The organism is Paenibacillus sp. 37 (genome assembly GCF_008386395.1).
GTDB classification, from domain to species: Bacteria; Bacillota; Bacilli; order Paenibacillales; family Paenibacillaceae; genus Paenibacillus; species Paenibacillus amylolyticus_B.
This window is the reverse complement of the sequence record NZ_CP043762.1, coordinates 444,442-465,086: the sequence shown is the minus strand read 5'-3', so window position 1 is coordinate 465,086 and position 20,645 is coordinate 444,442. Positions and strand designations below refer to the sequence as shown.

Here is a 20,645-nt window from a genome sequence, read left to right as displayed (position 1 = left end):
AGAGGTGATCAAATGAAGAAGATAAAAAAAGTATTGAATTCAAATGTGGTTTTAGCAGAGGATCAGCAAAAAAATGAATTTATCCTTCTGGGCAAAGGCATTGGATACGGAAGGAAAATGGGGACTGCTATTGAGGAGCATCAAGCAGATCAAATTTTCATTCCCGTCGAAAACATTAAAGTTAAAGAATTTCTTGGTCTTCTGGACACCATTTCTCCAGTGTTTGTGGAACTAACACAAAAGATCGTAACGTATGCGGAGAAAGAGCTTTCGGTTACCCTTAACGCGAGTGTTTATTTTATGCTGATGGACCATTTGAGTTTTGCGGTGGAAAGGCACAAGAAAAACATCAATATAACAAATCGGGTATATTGGGAAATCAAAACTTATTATCCCAAAGAATATAAAGTGGGCGTGTTTGCTCTTCAGCTGATGAATCAAACTCTACAAACGGATCTACCTGTTGAGGAAGCAGCTAATATTGCTTTTCATTTAATTAATGCTCAAGGGGAGCACAGTGACTCTTCCGACGGAATGAAATTTGCCAAGATGATCGGAAGCATCGTTAACCTGGCTAAGTATACGTTTAATATTGAGATGGACGATGATAATGTTCATTACAGTCGGTTTATCACCCATATCAATTTTTTTGTGGAACGATTTTATTCAGGTCAGATGTTGAATGATGAGAGCCACGTTCTATTCGAGCATATCGCTTGCTTGCATCCTGAGGCCATGTCAGGGGCATTTAAGATCCGAGAATATATTGAGCAAGTTTACGGAAAAGCTGTGCCAAACGAAGAGTTGGCATACCTCGCAGTACATCTGCATAGGTTAATTAACTACAATCAGCTCGGGTGACTGAATTTTCAAAATGAGTAACCACTAAATCGTACTGCCGATTTAGTGGTTTTTCGTATGTTTTTCTGGGAGAACCCAAAAACTCCATCGGATTCCATATGGCTTTCAGAATTGTGGCAAGCCAGTGCGAACCGGCAAAAGCAAGGCTACCTGTACTCACACCTTCTAGATAGAAACGACCAAGTGAGAGAAAAAGTCCAATTAAACTCCAGATCATTTCATAAAAAATGTGGGGTGATAATATTGTGATAGTCATGTTGATTGTCGTTCAACTAAAGTATATTTCAGAGGGATTAACTCTTTGGTAGTGGTATCAAGCATGTTTTGAATAATCGTGAAAGCATTCTCTGCTTGCTGATCAACTGGATAATGAATTGTCGTCAAATCGAATAAATGAGCCACCTCGGTATTATCAAATCCGATGATCCCAACGTCCCCTGGAACCGAAAATTTAGACCTCCGTAGTTCAGCAATAAATCCGGCTGCAACCTCATCATTAGCACAAAAAATAGCATCAGGTCTGTTTGTTTGTGCAATCCACCATTTTGCAAGTTCTTCTCCGTCTCGCACATAAATCTTATCCTGAAAATTCGGGAAGTCCACCGTCAATTTATATTTGGTAATAAAGTCAGCGTATGCTCTCATGCGCTCTTTTGTGTTAAGTCCGTTAGATATGGGATATACACTAAGGATCTCTCTGTATCCTTTGAGGTATAAGTGTTCGAGTCCAATCCTATATGCTTCATATTGATCCATAAACACAGAGGGGATATAACTGTTTTCAAGCCGCTGCCACGTGACGATCGGGCCATATTTGGTATAGGATTCGATAACCTTCCACTCATTGCTTCGGAGCACGCATACTATAGCGTCCAGTTGTTTCCGTTTCAGCATTTCGAGTGCCACCAGTTCTTTCTCTACCTGACCATTCGTAATGAACAGAGTGATGTTGAATCCGTGTTTCTCGGCAGACTGGGTGAAGGCCTGCATGAATCTGATAAGTAGCGGATTGAAAGCGACTGCAACAATTCCAATCAAACAGGTAGCGCCCTTTTTTAGAGATATTGCATTGCCGTTAGGTACATAATCCAGTTGTTCCATGATTTCAATTACTTTCTTTCTGGTTGATTCGCTTACGTACGGATGCCTATTAATAACACGTGAAATGGTTGCAGTGGATACACCCGCCAAACGGGCAATCTCGCTGATATTTGCCATGTAGTCCACCTCTTTGTTGTAATCTCGCCATCTCAATGAGCTTATAAATAAATCGTGGTATTGATGCTTGACATGTAATGCATTACACAAATTAGAGTACAACTATGATTCAAATACTCTTACATCAGGAGGTAATAGATATGAAAAAAGGATTAAAAATTGTAACAATCGGCGGTGGTTCCAGCTATACACCGGAACTCATGGAAGGATTTATCAAACGTCATCATGAACTTCCTGTCAAAGAATTATGGCTTGTGGACATCGAGGCGGGGAAGGAAAAACTCGAGGTCGTTGGTGCCATGGCTAAACGCATGGTAAAAGCCGCAGGAATCGACTGTGAAGTTCATTTATCGCTAGATCGCCGGGAAGCATTAACGGATGCAGACTTTGTAACTACACAACTTAGAGTTGGGTTGATGGATGCCCGTATCAAGGACGAAACTATTCCCAATAAATATGGAATGATTGGACAAGAGACAAATGGGGCAGGAGGCATGCTTAAAGCGTTTCGAACCATTCCGGTAATTTTAGACATTGTTAATGATATGAAAGAACTCTGTCCGGATGCATGGCTCATTAACTTCACCAATCCTGCAGGCATGGTTACGGAAGCGGTTCTCCGTTACGGAAAGTGGGACAAAGTGATCGGACTATGCAATGTTCCTATTATGTCCACCAAAATTGAATCAGCCGTATTGGAAAAACAGGAGGAAGAATTGTTCTTCAAATTTGCGGGCATTAACCATCTGCACTGGCACAAGATTTACGATAAGTCAGGACAAGATCTTACCCTTGAGGCAATCGATAAAATGTACGGACCGGAAGCCAAAGCGGATAAAATGGTTGAGAATATCAAAAATATGCGATTTTTGCACGAACAGGTTCTCCAACTGGAAATGCTTCCTTGTCCATACCACCGTTACTACTACATGACGGATGCCATGATCCGGGAAGAGCTGGAAGAAGTAAACACAGTAGGTAGTCGCGGTCAAGTCGTTAAACAGTTGGAAGAAAGCCTTTTTGAACTGTACAGAAATCCGGAGCTGGATTACAAACCGAAAGAGTTGGAAAAAAGAGGTGGTGCGCATTATAGTGATGCTGCATGCGAAATCATTAATTCCATTTATAACGATAAAGGAACTCGAATGGTTGTAAGCACTCGGAACAACGGGGCAATCAGTGATCTGCCAAGTGAGAGTGCCATTGAAATTACAAGCATGATTACTTCTCACGGTGCAGAACCAGTCCATTTCGGCTCATTCCCACCCGCACAACGAGGATTGTTGCAAGTTATGAAAGCTATGGAAGAACTCACTATAGAAGCCGCTGTGACAGGCGATTATGCTACGGCATTACAAGCATTTATCATAAATCCGCTTGTTCAAAGTGGCGACACAGCAAAGGCCTTGCTGGATGAGTTGCTTGAAGCTCACCGAGCTTATTTACCACAGTTTCATCAATAAAGTAAAAATGGTTAACAAGATCACGAATATTCATCAGCATTAGTCACTTGATAATACAGAATATCCCTGAATTCAACGGGGTGGATTAATTCGTACCGAGTTCAGGGATATTCTGAGTAATTACTTACATAAAAAAGTGAATCTAATCGTATACGTTTGCTCTTATTGTAAAAGCATGTCGAATAAAAGAGTCACATCTTGGGACGAGCTTACAGATATTATTTTTGTTTCTGAAGATCCAGCTTTCTTTTTTACAACTTCCGTCATTTCGTTCACGGTAACTACCACATCCGCTTTTTGTATAGCTTGAAAAAGCTCCTCGTCTGGTGATGAAATATCAATCGATTGAATGTCTGCCGATGAACGACGCTGGATTTCCTCCAGATAAAACAGGCAGGCCATAGTTTTGCATTCAATGAAAAGGTAACGCTTCTTCTTCTCGTGTTTGGCTCCAAATAATTGTGTATATGCAAATCCTGACAACATGACATTTTCTAGATTGAAACCTTGTTCAAATGCGTCTTTTACGGTCTTCTCCACGAATGAAAAATAAGGATTTTGCTGCTTGAATTCCTTTATCCGGTCTTCATTAGCTATTCGAGTTCCTCGTCCTTTTTGCATGATCAGCAGTCCTTCTTCTTTGAGCTGTGAATATATCCACTGTATCGTGTTTCTATTAACAGAGAGCTGCTCCGCTAATTCATTCGTTGAAGGCAAAGCATCATCCGCTTTCAGAAAGTCTTTACTGATCAGCCATTTAATTTGTTCTTTAATTTGCACATTAATAGGCAGTGGAGATTGAGGATCTGTTTTGAAGGGCAAACGAGAATGTTCCATATAACCATCCAACTTTCTGGGTTAACTAGTGTTCTAGATAAGCTCAATATTAAAACAATCGTTCACAAAAATCAATGAAGGGCGTAAAACAATAGGAATAATGGTTTTATATGAGAACAGATCATCTTGACAAATATAAATCATTCGAATAACATTATCCTAGTTAACCAATTAACTATGTAACTAGACATCAAGAAATGATTATTCTACTAAGGAGTGATTTTGTTGAACTGGAAAGAGATATCGACACTGGACCAATGGAAAGAAATATTGGAACAGTCGGATCAACGCGGAAAGATAATACTTAAGCATAGCACTACATGCCCAGTGAGTGCGAATGCACTAGCGGAATACGAACAGTACATCAAAGAGAGCCACACTGAAGACATTGATTTTTATCTTGTTAAGGTCTTTGAATCGCGACATGTGTCTAATCAAATTACTCAGGATCTTGATGTTAAACATGAATCTCCTCAAATTATCTATGTTAATAATAAAGAGAAATTCTGGACTGCCTCTCATTGGTCGATTACAAAAGAACACATAGCCGCTGTTTTGAACTAATAACTACTACTTTATAAACCTAAAATGAAGGATGGTATACAATGAATTATTCACACTTTGCCAAACAGTTAGATATCACTCGCGGAAATTTATACAAAGTATTGGAATCGGTATCCGAAACAAGCGCCGACAAACAACCCGTCGGATTCAGTAACACGATACGTTGGAATGTTGGGCACATTCTTACAGTAGCTGAAATGTTTATTTTCAACAATCTCCAAACTTCTGGCCTACCTAAGGAATATACCAGCTTGTTCGCTCCCGGTACCAAACCCTTTGACTGGACAGGTGAGCCCATTCCGTTGTCAACATTACTTGCGCAGTTGCAGGATCAGGTTGTACGCATCAAACAACACGTAGAGATTTATTCTGATGAAACTCTGCCAGAACCATTGAAATTGGGACCTGTTCTCCAATTGAATAGCATGGGGGAAGTGTGTAACTTAGCCCTGTATCACGAAGCGATGCATACGGGATTCATCCATGCCTTAAAGCGCATCGTCTAAGGGAAACTGACTGGATAATAAAAGGAGCGGATCGACATGGCCGATATGAAATCTAATTTGAACACTGCATGGTATAAAGACACTAAAGGTAGCGGTAGACTGAAGGCAGATTATCTTAAAACGAATATCGCGATTCCCGAGTCTTCGGGAGGGAGTGGGGAAGGAGCCAATCCTAAAGAATTGTTGGTTTCCTCTGCCACTACTTGTTACATCATGACACTCGTGTATATGTTGGAACAGAAGCAACTGTCAGTTACTGGAATAGTGATGAACACAGAGGCTGTAAATTCCAAAGAAGAAGGATTTCGAATTGTCCATCTTCCTCAAGTTATTTTGTCCGCGAATTCCACTGAAGAGCAGATTCAGTCTGTGCGCAAAATCATGATTAGCGCAGAGCAAGTGTGTGAAGTAGGAAATCTGCTCAAAAAAGCAGGTGTTCAGATTGAAGTAGAAGGCAAAGTAGAGATTGAATCTGGTACAGATGTAGTAAGTCAATACATTGAGGAAAATCAACTAAACTGGGATTGACGTTCATTCATAATGCAGGTTCGTCAGTGAGGATACAGATATGAAAGAAATGATGGAATTAGCTTCGCTAGATATGGTGGAACGGTTTGTTAGTGAACATGAATTAAGTTTTTTATATGTATCTCAAACAAATTGCAGTGTTTGTCATGCATTGCTCCCTAAGATCAGAATGCTATTAGAAGAATATCCTAAGATTCAATTGGGGCATATCGACATTCACAATGTAGAGAGCATAGCAGAGAAATATATGATTTTCACAGCTCCAATCATGTTGCTGATCATAGAACAGAAGGAATATGTCAGAGCAGATCGATTTGTTCGCTTTAACGAGCTTAAGCATAAACTGGATCAGATATATGAACTGTACACCCAGTCCATGTAAACCCAATAAATCTGAACTCTTGGGAACAACAGCGGGCAAAAGTCACACTTAATCAAGCTGGCACCCATCAGATTTGGAGCCAGCTTGATTCATTTCCCGTTGATTACTTGTGCCGACTGTGCACTCGAATAGGAGATATGCCTTGCAGTTTATTACAATTGGTCCTTTCAATATTAGCCTGGAAATGTTGATCGTTAGTGCTTCCGTACTTGCAGGGTATTTGGTCTTAAAATGGCGTCTGCATGTACTGCGAAACGTTGAAGGAACTTCGATCGATCATCTCATGACAAACATTTTGATTGCAGGTCTCTTTATTTGGAAATTCAGCCCGCTGATTTTGGACTTTCAGCTAGTCATTCACGATCCGTTGTCCCTGATCTACTTTAACGGAGGAACAAATGGCCTCTGGATTGCTGCCTTGTATGGCTGCATCGTGTTGATGATTCATACGTGGAGAAAGAAACTTTCTTTCTTTATGTTCCCTGACCTCTTGCTGACGTTCTACCTGGCTTCATCAGCCTTGTATGGTCTGTTATATTCTATCCTTCTCCAAGGAGGAGTTCGATCTTTAGCGTTAGGCTTGCTCGGCTTGGTTATGGGCATCACTCAATTCAAATTCAGCAACAAACGAATGTTGTCTTTTCTAGGATTGGTAGTAACCGTCTTATGGTACAGCGTGGGCAGAGCAGTGATTGCCTTTGTGGACGGAAACAATGAATTTGTTGTACACGGAATTGCCGCTGAACAGCTGTTTTTTCTTAGTGCAGCATGCATCTCTTTTTTGACTAAAATCATGCTGGAGAGGCGAACCGAACACGATTGATTTTTATTCCACGGGGGAATCTGGTCCGTGAAGGAGTGACGATTTGGAACAAGTGACGCTTTTAGTAGCATTTACAGCAGGTGCGCTTTCGTTTTTCTCCCCTTGTGTCTTCCCGCTTGTACCTGCTTATGTTTCACATATCTCGGATACAATGGTTGAAGCAGGAAGGATTGCGGCGAATCGGAAACAATTATTCCTCCGATCGATCGGTTTTATCTTTGGTTTTGGCGTTATTTTCGTATTGATGGGAGCTTCCGCTAGTGCCATCGGGAGTTTCATTTCTATGCGCAGGGAATTAATCGAGAAGTTCGGCGGTATTTTAATTATCGTATTCGGATTGCAGATGATGGGTTTGCTGAAACTCAAGTTATTGATGAATTCCAAGCCATTGCAAAACGAAAAAAAATATGGTGGCTGGTTCGGTTCCTTTTTTCTCGGACTGGCCTTTGGTGCAGGTTGGACGCCGTGTGTAGGACTCGCATTATCCTCCATATTAATCTTGGCTGGTTCTTCTGAATCCCTATATCAAGGGATTGGTTTCTTAGCGGCTTATTCATTAGGCTTGGGTATTCCTTTTTTGCTTATTTCACTTTTAGTTACATTTTCGCTATCAATCGTTAAGCTCATTAATCGGGCCCTTCCTCTGTTGAGCATATTCAATGGAGCCATCATGGTGGCTTTGGGCGTTATGCTGTATACCGGGAGTTTCCAACGATTAAGTGCAATGCTTGCCAAGTACTCATTTTTCAGTTTCTAATGGAGGACTACTGCTCGTGAAAAATATTCGTAATATGCTCGTTGGCGTTTTTCTGACAGGCTTGGTTGTATGGGGAATCTACGATCATCTGCGCGAACAAAATGAATTGAAGCTTCATGATAACGCGAACGGTATCAACGGCATAGAAACAGGCATCCAGGTGGGCAAAATTGCACCAAATTTTGAGCTGGCATCCCTGGATAACGAAGAAATGTCGCTGACTGAATTGAAGGGAAAACGGGTTTTGCTAAATTTCTGGGCCACTTGGTGCCCGCCGTGTCGTGCCGAAATGCCACATATCGAGAAATTTCATGAAGAGTATAAAGATCAGAACGTTGTCGTCATAGGGATCAATTTGAGTTATACGGAAGATTCGATAGAGGAGGTGTCAACATTCCTTCGAAAATATAATGTAACCTTCCCTATTTTGAAAGATGAGAAGGCACGGGTAGCTGATTTATTTGCGATCCACTCGTACCCGACCACCTATATGATTGATTCCAGTGGGGTTATTCGCCAAAAATTTCAAGGTGCAATTACGTACGATACGATGAAAACAGCGATGGATTCCATGAATTGAAACGCTTTTGGTAAGAAGGATGTCTGGCATTGTCACGTAGCTTGGGGAAAAAGTTCAAGCAAGTTTCAGGTCTTGCAATTTTGTGGAGGAAGGGATAGTACGATGACATTGATTTATATCTTATTGGGGCTGGAGGGTATATGGGGACTGACTCAACTATGGCCTCTGCGTTCCCTTACTTATATTAATATCGAGGACTTGGACCTCACTCAAGAACGTTGGGGAAAGGTGAAAATCCTGGATGTCAGAGACGCGAGCGAGTATTGGACTGGTCATATTCCGGGCACAATAAATATCTCGGTTGGCAGACTGCCTGTATTGTGGAGCAAACATATTGAGCCGCATGATGAAGTATTCATCTTTTCCCGCAGTTGGATTCAGCGAAAAAAAGCTGCCAGAATTCTGGCACGTCGGGGCTTTCGGCAGTTGTATGCTGTTAGAGGTGGTTTTCTTTCAACTAATAAGGGAAACGTGGCATCTCCGTGTCCATGTATGCAATGAAGCGTTTCATTAATGGCTGTGCAACAGATTTAAGGCAAAAACAAGCAGTTGAACAAATTAAAATGGTTATTGCTAAATCTTTCGTCCGAGGCTATAATGAGAATGCGAGTTAAGGATAGTGATTGTTTAATTACAAGCTAGACCTGCTTGCACATCGTGAATTTGCGCTATATTTAGCGTTTATTTCGAGATGTGCGGGTGGGTCTTTTTATTTGTATTAAGGGGGAAATGAGATGATTATTCTTAAGATCCTTAACAATAATGTGGCGGTTACACAAGATAAATTGGGCCAGGAAGTCATTGTGATGGGCAAAGGAATTGCTTACCAAAAGAGAATAGGCGATGCTCTTGACGAGCAAAGCATTGATAAAATTTACTCCCTTTCTACCAAGGAGGCATTTATCAAATTCCAGGAACTTCTGACGGAAATCCCTTTAGATTACTTCGATGTTGCGGATAGAATCATAAATTTCGCAAAAATGACGCTAGGCAAAAAACTGAATGATAGTGTATATATATCGCTCAGCGACCATATTTTCTCAACCGTAAGCCGTTTCAAAGACGGGATCTCCCTCAAAAATGCTTTACTTTGGGATATTAAACGGTTTTACGCGGATGAGTATAAAGTTGGTTTGAAGGCGCTTCAATTCATCAAGGAGTCTTTTGATATTCAGTTTCCGGAAGATGAGGCTGGTTTCCTTGCTTTGCACATCGTCAATGCGGAGGATCGCCAAGAAAGTCAGGATATCTACAGAGTGACTAAAATCATTCAGGAAATTAGCGACATTGTCAGGTATTATTTTCAAATTGAATTCGATGAGCAATCCGTAGCATTCTATCGATTTATTACGCATCTGAAATTTTTTGCTCAACGATTAATCAGTGGAAATTTGCATGAGAATGAAAGCGATCAGGATCTTCTGGATGTGATAAAAGAGAAACATCAGAATGCGTTTCGTTGTGTCGGGAAAATCGAGACCTACATCAAAAACAACTACAATTACAGCCTTACGGGTGAAGAAAAGCTGTATTTGACGGTCCACATTCAACGTGTGGTGTATAAGACAAGATCATAACGTAACCATGAAAGGAGGTGAGGGTTTAAGAGCAAGCCAGGATGGTGACATTAAGTTGGCCAAACCCTTCACTATGCTGTTTCAGCTAGAATATGGAGGAGAACATAATGGGAAAATATCAACAGTTAGCGGAAGAGATTGTGAATCAAGTAGGGGGACCAGATAACATTGGTGACCTCACACATTGCGTTACAAGGTTAAGATTTCATCTGAAGGACGATTCCATACCCGATGATGAAGTTATGAAAAAGCTGGACGGGGTAGTAACTGTCTTACGTTCAGGTGGGCAATATCAAGTCGTTATTGGAAATCATGTTTCTGAAGTTTATTCGGAGGTCAGCTCACTGGCTAAACTGAATCCAGACAATACGAGTTCTTCAACCGAAAAAGTTGTTAAAAAGAAAAAGCCACTGGACGCTTTTGTTGATGTAATATCAAACTTGTTTCAACCTATTCTCGGCATTCTATTAGCTGCGGGGATGCTGAAAGGCTTCAATACGTTGTTCAGCACACTACATCTTTATACAACGGATAGCGGGGCATATATGATCATTAATACCATGGGGGATGCTATGTTCATGTTCCTCCCTGTATTTTTGGGATATACATCTGCTAACAAGTTTAAAGTACAACCCTTTATCGGTATACTCATTGGATTAGCTATGTGTTACCCTGCTATTCAGTTGGATGCCTTGGCAGGATCCAGAGAGCCACTTTACACGCTATTCAGCGGATCTGCCTTCAGTTCTCCGGTTTATCTGGATGTGTTCGGCGTTCCATTGATCAGCATGAACTACACATCCACTGTTCTCCCAATCATCATCGTTGTTTACTTTGCTTCTAAAGTTCAACGTACGCTGGATAAAATTGTTCCGAGTGCGATTAAATTTTTCATGGTACCGATGGTCACGGTGCTGATTTCCTTATCCTTGGGCTTCTTATTGATCGGACCTGTTGCGAGTTATGCGTCTGAATTGATTGCTCAAGGCATACTGGTGGCACGAGACGCAAGTCCATTATTTGCAGGATTCCTTTTGGGGATCTCCTGGCAAGTACTTGTCGTGTTCGGACTGCATTGGGGACTCATCCCTTTATATATTAACAACATTACGAGCATGGGTTACGACACCATCATGGCTTCAGTCTTTGCAACATCTTTTGCCCAGTTGGCCATTGTGCTTGCAATTATCGTGAAAACCAAGGATAAAAAGCTTAAGGCTCTAGGCTTCCCTTCGGCCATTTCTGCATTGTTTGGCATCACTGAACCGGTCGTTTACGGTATTATCCTGCCGCGCAAGAAGCTGTTTATTATGAGCTGTATCGTTTCGGGCGTTGCCGGCGGATTTTATGGACTGTACAACCTTAGAGAGTTTACTTTTGGTGGATTTGGTATATTTGAGTTTTTGACGATGTTCGACCCTAATGAACCAGGCACGTCTAATATTATGATTGCCATTATTGGTGTAGTGTTTGCCATGATTGTCTCATTTGCATTAACACTCGTCATGTTCAAGGATGATAAGCCAGAAGCTGACTCTGCTACATTGTCTGTAGAGCCACCTCAATCGATGTCTTCGACTGGAAAAAAACATACGATGCTCAGTCCGATGAACGGGGACATCATTCCGATTAAAGACGTGCAGGATGGAGCTTTCTCGCAAGAACTATTAGGCCGTGGGATTGGGATTCGCCCTTCTACAGGCGAACTGTTTGCCCCCTTTGCCGGAAAAATCGTTACTCTCTTCCCGACCAAGCATGCCGTTGGAATAATTTCGGATGAAGGAATGGAAGTATTGATTCATATTGGTTTTAACACCGTTCGATTGAAAGGAAAGCATTTTGAAAGCTTCGTTCAAGAAGGGGACATTGTGCAACAGGGGCAGAAACTGGTCGAATTTAACATTGCCGAGATCGAGAAAGAAGGATACTCCGTAGAAACGCCAATGATTGTTACGAACACGGAGAATTATCTGGAAATCGTCGAGACCAAAGCAAATAAAGTGAACGCAGGTGATGTGCTGCTGACAGGCTTGTTGTAAGAGAATAATTATATATTTCATAATAGAGGGAGACGATAAATTTGGGATTTAAAGATGGGTTCTTATGGGGAGGAGCAACCTCGGCTAACCAATCAGAGGGAGCTTATAATGCGGACGGCAGAGGGCTAGCAAACGTTGATTTGAGCCCGACTGGCGACGTGCGAGAAAGTGTTCTTATGGGGAAAACTAAAATGTTTGACTTTGACGAAAATTATTACTATCCTGCCAAAGAAGCAATCGATATGTATCACCATTTTAAAGAAGATATTGCCTTGTTTGCCGAAATGGGTTTCAAGGTATATCGCTTGTCGATTGCGTGGAGTCGTATTTTTCCCAAGGGGGATGAGACAGAGCCTAATGAGGCTGGGCTTCAATTCTACGAAGACTTGTTCAAAGAGTGCCAAAAGTATAATATTGAACCCCTCGTCACCATTACTCACTTTGATGTTCCAATGCATTTGGTCAAGGAGTATGGTTCATGGCGGAACAGAAAAATGGTTCATTTCTATGAAAGACTGTGTACGGTGATATTTAATCGTTACAAAGGCTTGGTTAAATATTGGATTACTTTTAATGAAATTAACATGGTCTTAGAAGCGCCATTTTTAGCAGCTGGGCTGTTCATTGAAGAACACGAAGACGCGGAAGCTGTAAAGTTCACAGCCAGTCACCATGAACTGGTAGCCAGTGCGTTGGCCACCAAAATTGCCCATGAAGTTGATCCGGAAAATATGGTAGGTTGTATGCTTGCTGCCAATGCTCCGTATCCTAGAACATGCCACCCACAGGATATATGGAAAGCGAAGCAGGTTGAGAACCAAAGCTACTTCTTCATTGACGTTCAGGTGAGAGGTGAGTATCCTGCGTATACCCTCAAAGATCTTGAGCGCAAAAATATAGTTCTCCCATTCGAAAAAGGGGATCAGGAGTTACTAAAACAGCACACCGTTGATTTTATCGGATTCTCGTACTATTCTTCCAGTGTGGTTAGCGCAGATCCTACACAAACGGATACGATTGGAGGCAATTTGTTCCCCAGCTTGCCTAACCCCTACTTGAAAGCTAGTGACTGGGGCTGGCAAATTGATCCACTCGGTTTGCGGATTACGATGAACAACATTTATGATCGATATCAAAAACCTTTATTCATTGTAGAAAATGGTCTCGGTGCTGCCGATATAGCGGATGAGAGCGGATATGTTGAAGATGACTATCGAATTGCTTATCTAAGCGAGCACATAAAAGCGATGAGAGATGCTGTAGAGTATGATGGCGTCGATTTGCTTGGGTATACTGTATGGGGACCGATTGACATTGTAAGTGCAAGTACGGGAGAAATGAAAAAAAGATATGGTTTCATATATGTTGACCGGGACGATGATGGTCAAGGAACATTAAAACGCTCCAAGAAAAAATCATTCGAATGGTACAAGAAGGTTATTGAGTCAAATGGTCAGAATCTGGATGCCTAATTCATAATAAGGTCAACATAAACAAAGGTCACTCCCACTTTGCTTGACAGAGTGGAAGTGACCTTATGTTTTCTAATTTTATTATTTTACAATAAAATAATTTTGCAACTGGTTGCGAAGTTTTTCACCTTCAACTTTAATCTGAACTATTGTGTTCTGTAATACCGTGTTTATTTCTTATTGCGATGTGAAATCTTCAGTCGATTTCACATCGCAATACATGCCATTAAGTGCGCCGACAAAGGCATAATGGACCTGTTCAGCTGATACGACCTTATTTTGATAGGATAGCTCTCTCGTTGCACATGCATCTTCAATAAGTGTTGTTTCATAGCCGAGATCCACTGCAGCTCTAACGGTTGCATCAATACACATATGTGTCATCATCCCTACAACCACTACTTTGGTTATTTCTTTCTCTTTAAGTTTGCTTTGTAATTCGGTATTCAAAAAGCTGTTAGGAAAATGTTTATTAATAATACTTTCATTTTCTAATGGTAGAACAGCCTCATGTATTTTTACACCTTCCGAATCTGGAAGAAAGAAACCAATCGCTGGGTCACTTGCGATATGCTGAACATGGAAAATATTATCCTTGTGGTTTTTTCTGAACCAATCAAGCACTTTTGCAGCATTAGAAGCTGCTTTTTCAGGATTGCTTAATTCCATCTTCCCATTCGGGAAATAATCATTTTGAATATCTACAATAATTAGAGCTGTGCTCATTATTCTCCACCTCGTATAAAATATTTTGTTACACTACAATCATAAATCGAATTGTAATTTTATTCGATAAGTTAACGAAACACTTTTGTCCCAAAAAAATTCATGGTGAAAGGAATTTATTATGGAACTTGATAATATTGATTTTCAGATCCTTCGGATACTATCTGAAAATGCACGTATCCAATGGAAAGAATTAGGTGAACAGATTCATATGACTGGACAAGCTGTAGGAAATCGTATTAAAAAACTTGAGGAGTGTGGTGTTATTAAAGCTTATTCTGTAATAGTTGATGAAACGAAAATCGGACTCACTTTTACAGCTTTTATCATTTTCTATATGAAAACAGCTAACCATCATTCGTTTATAAGATTAATGGACGATCGAAGGGAGGTATTAGAGGTTCACCGCGTATCGGGAGAAGGCTGTTACCATTTAAAAATTAAAACTAGCTCTCAAGAGCAATTGAATCGTTTTCTGGACGATATTCTTGAGTATGGGAATTATACTTTACATCTATCTATACAAGAAATAAAAAACCGGAATTCTTTAACTACTACATGACTAAACGTATTTAATTTTCTATAAGTAACAACATAAAAGGTATAATTCTTCTTCCAACGTGTTTTATACCTTTTCTCAGAATAAAGAATTGCGTGATGAATTGAATTTAAGAGAGAACATTGACATCAAAACCGTTATATCGTAATATTACGTTATAGTGATTTAGGAGGGATACTTTTGACCACACCTGCTTTTGATATGAATACTTTAAAACAGTTCGACGAGCCCGCTAATCTGCTGAAAGCTTTATCTCACCCGATTCGTTTATGTATTGTGCGTGGACTGATGCAAAAAAAGAAATGTAATGTTTCATACATGCAGGAATGTCTGGATCTTCCGCAATCAACTGTATCACAGCACTTGCAGAAGCTTCGCAGTGCCGGCATTGTCGCTACTGAGCGGAATGGTCTTGAAGTGAATTATGTGCTTGCAGATCAACGGGTTGAACAGATTATAACGATTTTATTTGGAAAGGAAGACTGTGAATCATGAGCAAAAAAATACTGATTGTTGGCGGTGTAGCTGGGGGTGCATCTGCGGCTGCACGGCTGCGCCGTCTGGATGAACATGCCGAAATTATTATCTTTGAGAAAGGCCCCTATATATCGTTTGCCAATTGTGGTTTACCTTATTATATTGGTGGCTCGATTGATGAGCGAGAGCGTCTGCTGGTACAAACACCAAAAGGGATGGCAGATCGCTTTCGTATTGATGTGCGTACAAAAAGCGAGGTCATGGCTATTGATCCGCAAAAACGTACGGTTCGAGTGCAGAGCCAAGAGCGTGGCCATTATGAAGAAAGCTATGACGAGTTAATTTTGTCACCAGGTGCAAAACCAATGGTTCCCGATATACCGGGTAAGGACAATCCACTGATTTACACCGTACGTAGCATTCCTGATATTGATCGTATCAAAGAACAAATAAATTCATCTAACAACCTATCATCAATCGTTATAGGTGGTGGATTTATTGGTGTTGAAATGGCAGAAAACTTAAAGGAAGCTGGATTGGAAGTAACGTTAATCGAGGGTAATGGACAGCTACTCACCCCATTTGATCCTGAATTAGCAGCAGCTTTGGCCCAGGAAATGGAGCTAAATGGTGTAAACCTGCTATTCTCCCAGCGTGTTCAGGGATTTCATTCCCTTGAGCAGGGCATTGGAGTAGAGCTTGCTGATGGTCATGTTCTGACAGCTGACCTGGTTATTCTTGCGATAGGGGTAACCCCGGATACATCTTTTCTGAAAAGTAGCGGCGTTTCTCTGGGCACACGTGGACATATCATTGTAAATGAAGCTCTGGAAAGCAGCGTGCCACATATCTATGCAGTTGGGGATGCCATCGAAGTAACTGAAACCATTCATGGTACTAAGACAGCTATTCCACTTGCGGGACCTGCCAACAAACAAGGAAGAATTGTTGCTGATCGAATTGCCGGACTAAGTTCTACCTATAAAGGAACACAAGGAACATCCATTATTAAAGTATTTGGTATGACAGGTGCTACGACAGGCAGTAATGAAAAAACACTAAAGCGTCTTGGTGTTGATTATAGAACCGTAATCGTGCATCCTGCCTCTCATGCATCGTATTATCCAGGTTCCAGCGCGATTACTCTTAAGTTGCTTTTCACACCGGAAGGTAAGATTCTAGGTGCACAAGCAGTCGGTTATGACGGAGTGGATAAACGGATTGATGATATTGCTGTAGCCATACATTTTGGCGGTCATATCCGAGATTTAACCGAGCTTGAACTGAGTTACGCCCCACCTTATTCTTCTGCAAAAGATCCAGTGAATATGGCTGGCTACGCAGCAGAGAATATTACAGCTGGACGTGTTCAAACGTTCACCTATGATCAGCTGTCTGAGCGCCAGCCAGACCAGTCTATACTACTGGATGTTCGCAGTGCTCTGGAGCATCGTAATGGGAATATTCCGGGTTCAATAAATATTTCAGTGGATGAGCTTCGTCAGCGGTTAGATGAACTAGACTCATCCAAAGATATCTGGGTATACTGCCAGGTTGGTTTACGTGGATATACGGCTTCGCAAATCCTGCGTCAGCATGGATTTAGCGTGAAAAACTTGAGTGGAGGCTATAAAACATATCGCCAAGCCCAGTTTAAGCCGGCTCCATTTTCTCCTGCAAAACCAGATCATCATGAGCCTGGGCTAGCGTGAAGGAATCAGGGCCAATTCCCACTGCTTCGACTGAGCCACAGCGTATCGATAATGAGTTGAACGTATGCGGTTTAAGTTGTCCGGGTCCACTGATACAAGTGAAGCAGAAAATGGATCAACTATCGAATGGAGAGACCTTGCGGGTTAAAGCTTCCGATCCAGGATTCTATGAAGATGTGAAAGCATGGGCAACCATGTCTGGGTCCACACTCTTACACCTGGAACGAATCACAGGCGGAATTATTGAGGCTGTAATTGCCAAGAATTCAGTGCAACTCGTTTCTGATTCACCTAGCCATGATCCCGCTAGCACGATGGTTGTCTTCAGCGGAGATCTGGATAAAGCGATTGCCTCTCTTATCATTGCGAATGGAGCAGCAGCCAGCGGACGCAAGGTAACCATGTTTTTTACTTTTTGGGGATTGAACGTTATTCGGAAGCATCAGATGCAGCCTGTATCCAAAACCATGATTGGCCGAATGTTTGATATGATGCTGCCGCGTGGCAGCAAGAAGCTTGGCATGTCCAAAATGAATATGTTTGGTGTTGGTCCAAAGATTATTCGTGGCCTGATGAAAAATAATAATGTTCCGTCTTTGGAAGAATTGATAGAGTCCGTCGTTGCACAAGGGGCCGAGTTGTTAGCCTGCCAAATGTCCATGGATTTAATGGGCATTCAGCGTGAAGAATTAATAGACCAAGTTACAATTGGTGGTGTAGGTTACTATCTGGGAGAAGCATCCCAAGCGAATCATAACCTATTTATTTAAAGTCAATTCCTACTTTCAAAGAACACCAAGTGACACTGTACTAGAGAAGTTAGAGGGTAACCGTAAAGATATACTCTCCTTAATGGCATTACCTGTATTACTTGAAAAAGGCTGAAAAGCAGTTTCTGTTATCCACAGAAAGCTGCTTTTCGGCCTTTTTTGATCAATAAGAACAATCAATACACGAGAACAACGATAGATGCGTACAGTTTTGTAGCAGATCCTACATTATTCTTTCATTTAGATATCTAGGACTTGTTGTGAGCTGGTTATCAGCTATGTTCATGATTTGGTTACATTTGAACGATATTACATGTTTCGGATAGCCCTACAGAGCCATTCAGTTAATGACCAGCTGCAGTTATGATTTTCTGTAAACCTGTGGCATCAAGTTCTGTGGTTCATGCAATGGAGGGGAAGCACGTGACCAATATTCACAAAAAAATTTTATTGATAGACCATGAAACTAGAATTCGAGTGCTGATGAGAAGGTATTTGGAAAAAGAGGGTTTCATTGTAGACGAAGCCTCCAGTGGAGGCCAAGCTATTCAGAAATGTTATTTAAACAATGGAAATTACGATCTGATGTTGCTTGATTTATCGTTGCCCGATATGAATGGGATTGAGATCTGCAAATATATGAAGCACAACTATCATGAGATTCCGATCATCATGTTGTCTGAGTACTCCGAAGAAAAGGATCGAATCGAAGGTTTCAAGGCAGGAGCCGACGATTATGTTTCCAAACCGTTCAGCCCTAGGGAAGTTGTCCTGCGTATCCAAAGCATTGTGGCTCGCACACAAGGAATCAGCATGCATGACTTTAAGAGCACATCAAGCAACGAGGTCCTTATTGATGAGATTCTGATCCAACCTTCCGCTCGGCGTGTTTTGGTACAAGATAATGAAGTACATCTGACGCCAAAAGAATACGATTTATTCTATTTTCTCGCTACACATCAGGAAAGAGCATTTTCCCGAAAAGAATTGCTTATCCAAGTATGGAAGTCATCTCACAAAGAAATTTATGATCAACGTACTATTGATACTCACATCAAACGATTGCGCGAAAAGCTTTTTGCCCAATATTCAAAAGGAAATGAGTTCATTCAGACTTTATGGGGATACGGATATAGGTTCCGCAGTCCGGAGTGATCGCCATCTTAAATTGGATTACAGATTGTGAGGAGTTACCTATGTACTATAAACAAATCAAATGGATGATTCTTTTCATTCCAACTTTCACTGTAGCCATCTGGGAATATGTCAGACATCAATTTCTTCTGCCTTACATCTCGATGGATCTGGGCAATTGGCTAACGCCGGTTCTAGTGTATGTCGTCAGTATCACACTATTAACCCAACTATTTCGTATCTTAGAAAAAATACAGAAAGAACTGGAAATTGAACGCTCCGAAAAAGCTGCGCTCGAAGCACGAGAACAGCTGGCACGTGAGCTTCACGACGGGATTGCCCAATCCCTTTTCTTGCTGTCAGTCAAAGCCGAAAAATTAGAAAAGGTACGTAATGAGAAGCAGCATGAACAGAACATTCTGTCCATACGCAAAACGATTCATGAAGTGAATCGTTATGTAAGACAAGCGATCACTAATCTTCGTCTCGATCGGGATGTAAGTCAACCCTCCACGCCAATATCATCAACACTTGTGGAACAAGTTCATGTCATGGCCAAGGACGTACGTGCGCCAATCAATATTCATTGGGAATTAAAAGACCAGCAGCTAGATGAAAAAGAAAAGGTTGAACTGCTAGCCTGTATACGAGAAGCGCTCATTAACATGAACAAATATGCTTCTGCTACAGCAGGATCAATTACAGCGATAGGAATGAGCCATAGCTGGAAGGTTACCGTTAAGGATAATGGAAAAGGGTTCGATGGCGATCCGTTTGCCAAAAAAGGAAAATTCGGTCTACGTATTATGAAAGAACGCTGCAATGAGATGGGATGGATCATGAACATGTATCGAGAGAACAGAGAGACGATCGTTGAGATTCACAAGGGGGCTCTAACATGACATTAACTACCACAACAAGAGTTTTGGTTGTTGATGATCACGCACATGCAAGGGAAGCTATCCGTGAGATTTTGGAAATGGATGATCACTTTAACGTTATCGGTATCGTCTCTAACGGTCAAGAAGCAATCGACTTCATGGAAAAGTGGCTTCCAGACCTTATTTTAATGGATATTCAAATGCCCGTTTTGGATGGACTGGAGGCAACTCGCAGAATCAAGCTTACGTTTCCTTATGTGAAAATTGTCATGATAACCGTGTCGGACGATATGCTTCATTTGCTGGAAGCTCTAAAACGCGGAGCCCAAGGTTATTTGCTTAAAAATCTGGAGCCCTCGACGTGGCTAGAGTACTTGCATTCAATTATTAACGAGGAAGCTCCCTTGTCAAGGGACGTGGCTTATCAAATTCTAAAGGAAGTCAACGTGATCGAACACAAGGAACCCATTGTTAAACTGACAACCAGGGAGCTGGAGATTTTATACGGAGTGGCAGCTGGATGGACGAATAAAGAGATTGCAGGTAGATGTGATATCTCTGAATACACGGTTAAGAATCATCTGAAAAACATATTACAAAAGTTGCAGTTACAAAATCGCGTTCAACTTACACGTTACGCATTGGAACAGGGGCTTGTATCGGAGGCCAAACGACATCCGGAATAAAACGGTAAGAATTTCATGTACGGCTAACGTACAGATAAGGAGAGGCAAAATTTATGCACAATATTGATAGCAGCTCCACGTCAGGGCAACCAA

General features: G+C 41.3%; 21 protein-coding genes and 1 pseudogene. 19 read left to right on the top strand and 3 right to left on the bottom strand.

Annotated features, from left to right (window positions below; all coding sequences use genetic code 11):
• Positions 1-12 precede the first annotated feature (12 nt).
• Positions 13-861 carry a BglG family transcription antiterminator gene (locus F0220_RS31945; RefSeq protein WP_149847177.1) on the top strand — a complete coding sequence of 283 codons (849 nt, stop codon included), beginning with the start codon at positions 13-15 and terminating at the stop codon, positions 859-861.
• A gap of 252 nt (positions 862-1,113) precedes the next feature.
• Here F0220_RS31945 and F0220_RS31940 read toward each other — a convergent pair whose 3' ends face one another.
• On the bottom strand, positions 1,114-2,079 hold the full coding sequence (locus tag F0220_RS31940) for a LacI family DNA-binding transcriptional regulator (protein ID WP_149847176.1): 966 nt from the start codon (positions 2,077-2,079) through the stop codon (positions 1,114-1,116).
• A 140-nt stretch (positions 2,080-2,219) separates the two neighbouring features.
• Between F0220_RS31940 and F0220_RS31935 the strand changes: the two genes are divergently transcribed.
• Entirely contained in the window at positions 2,220-3,542 is a 1,323-nt protein-coding gene (locus tag F0220_RS31935) for a 6-phospho-beta-glucosidase (protein WP_149847175.1), read from the top strand.
• Positions 3,543-3,704: 162 nt separating this feature from the next.
• Here F0220_RS31935 and F0220_RS31930 read toward each other — a convergent pair whose 3' ends face one another.
• Entirely contained in the window at positions 3,705-4,379 is a 675-nt protein-coding gene (locus F0220_RS31930; protein WP_149847174.1) for a GntR family transcriptional regulator, read from the bottom strand.
• A gap of 225 nt (positions 4,380-4,604) precedes the next feature.
• On the opposite strand from F0220_RS31930, the gene ytxJ reads away from it, so the two are divergent.
• The 11 genes from ytxJ (at position 4,605) to F0220_RS31875 (ending at position 13,607) form a co-directional block, all read left to right on the top strand.
• Positions 4,605-4,943: a bacillithiol system redox-active protein YtxJ gene (gene ytxJ / locus F0220_RS31925; RefSeq protein WP_149847173.1), complete on the top strand. Its 339-nt coding sequence runs from the start codon at positions 4,605-4,607 to the stop codon at positions 4,941-4,943.
• Positions 4,944-4,984: 41 nt separating this feature from the next.
• A complete protein-coding gene (locus F0220_RS31920; RefSeq protein ID WP_149847172.1) occupies positions 4,985-5,449 on the top strand; it encodes a DinB family protein in 465 nt (154 codons plus the stop codon).
• Positions 5,450-5,485: 36 nt separating this feature from the next.
• Complete coding sequence (locus F0220_RS31915) at positions 5,486-5,977, top strand: OsmC family protein (RefSeq protein WP_105598995.1); 492 nt, start codon at positions 5,486-5,488, stop codon at positions 5,975-5,977.
• Positions 5,978-6,017: 40 nt separating this feature from the next.
• The gene (locus F0220_RS31910; RefSeq protein ID WP_145325437.1) at positions 6,018-6,359 is read left to right on the top strand and encodes a thioredoxin family protein; all 342 of its coding nucleotides are present in this window, start codon (positions 6,018-6,020) and stop codon (positions 6,357-6,359) included.
• A gap of 142 nt (positions 6,360-6,501) precedes the next feature.
• The gene (locus F0220_RS31905) at positions 6,502-7,182 is read left to right on the top strand and encodes a hypothetical protein (protein ID WP_149847171.1); all 681 of its coding nucleotides are present in this window, start codon (positions 6,502-6,504) and stop codon (positions 7,180-7,182) included.
• A 52-nt stretch (positions 7,183-7,234) separates the two neighbouring features.
• The gene (locus F0220_RS31900; RefSeq protein WP_149847222.1) at positions 7,235-7,939 is read left to right on the top strand and encodes a cytochrome c biogenesis CcdA family protein; all 705 of its coding nucleotides are present in this window, start codon (positions 7,235-7,237) and stop codon (positions 7,937-7,939) included.
• A 16-nt stretch (positions 7,940-7,955) separates the two neighbouring features.
• Entirely contained in the window at positions 7,956-8,519 is a 564-nt protein-coding gene (locus tag F0220_RS31895) for a TlpA family protein disulfide reductase (RefSeq protein WP_149847170.1), read from the top strand.
• 102 nt (positions 8,520-8,621) lie between these two features.
• A complete protein-coding gene (locus tag F0220_RS31890) occupies positions 8,622-9,020 on the top strand; it encodes a rhodanese-like domain-containing protein (RefSeq protein WP_149847169.1) in 399 nt (132 codons plus the stop codon).
• A 233-nt stretch (positions 9,021-9,253) separates the two neighbouring features.
• Positions 9,254-10,096 carry a BglG family transcription antiterminator LicT gene (gene licT, locus F0220_RS31885; RefSeq protein ID WP_149847168.1) on the top strand — a complete coding sequence of 281 codons (843 nt, stop codon included), beginning with the start codon at positions 9,254-9,256 and terminating at the stop codon, positions 10,094-10,096.
• Between the two features lie 107 nt (positions 10,097-10,203).
• Positions 10,204-12,135: a beta-glucoside-specific PTS transporter subunit IIABC gene (locus F0220_RS31880; protein WP_149847167.1), complete on the top strand. Its 1,932-nt coding sequence runs from the start codon at positions 10,204-10,206 to the stop codon at positions 12,133-12,135.
• Positions 12,136-12,176: 41 nt separating this feature from the next.
• Positions 12,177-13,607: a 6-phospho-beta-glucosidase gene (locus F0220_RS31875; RefSeq protein ID WP_149847166.1), complete on the top strand. Its 1,431-nt coding sequence runs from the start codon at positions 12,177-12,179 to the stop codon at positions 13,605-13,607.
• 177 nt (positions 13,608-13,784) lie between these two features.
• Here F0220_RS31875 and F0220_RS31870 read toward each other — a convergent pair whose 3' ends face one another.
• Positions 13,785-14,333 carry a cysteine hydrolase family protein gene (locus F0220_RS31870; RefSeq protein WP_149847165.1) on the bottom strand — a complete coding sequence of 183 codons (549 nt, stop codon included), beginning with the start codon at positions 14,331-14,333 and terminating at the stop codon, positions 13,785-13,787.
• Positions 14,334-14,454: 121 nt separating this feature from the next.
• Here F0220_RS31870 and F0220_RS31865 point away from each other — a divergent pair, with 121 nt between their 5' ends.
• From F0220_RS31865 to F0220_RS31840, 6 genes and pseudogenes are all read left to right on the top strand, one after another.
• Positions 14,455-14,895, top strand: coding sequence for an Lrp/AsnC family transcriptional regulator (locus F0220_RS31865; protein WP_149847164.1), 441 nt, complete (start codon positions 14,455-14,457; stop codon positions 14,893-14,895).
• A 198-nt stretch (positions 14,896-15,093) separates the two neighbouring features.
• On the top strand, positions 15,094-15,387 hold the full coding sequence (locus F0220_RS31860; protein ID WP_149847221.1) for an ArsR/SmtB family transcription factor: 294 nt from the start codon (positions 15,094-15,096) through the stop codon (positions 15,385-15,387).
• Positions 15,384-17,851, top strand: a pseudogene (locus F0220_RS31855) (FAD-dependent oxidoreductase). The gene F0220_RS31860 and the pseudogene F0220_RS31855 overlap by 4 nt, the downstream one beginning before the upstream one ends.
• Positions 17,852-18,274: 423 nt before the next feature.
• Entirely contained in the window at positions 18,275-19,006 is a 732-nt protein-coding gene (locus tag F0220_RS31850) for a response regulator transcription factor (RefSeq protein ID WP_188310575.1), read from the top strand.
• Positions 19,007-19,047: 41 nt separating this feature from the next.
• Entirely contained in the window at positions 19,048-19,887 is an 840-nt protein-coding gene (locus F0220_RS31845; RefSeq protein ID WP_149847162.1) for a sensor histidine kinase, read from the top strand.
• Complete coding sequence (locus F0220_RS31840; protein WP_149847161.1) at positions 19,884-20,552, top strand: response regulator; 669 nt, start codon at positions 19,884-19,886, stop codon at positions 20,550-20,552. The genes F0220_RS31845 and F0220_RS31840 overlap by 4 nt, the downstream gene beginning before the upstream one ends.
• The last annotated feature ends 93 nt before the right edge of the window (positions 20,553-20,645 follow it).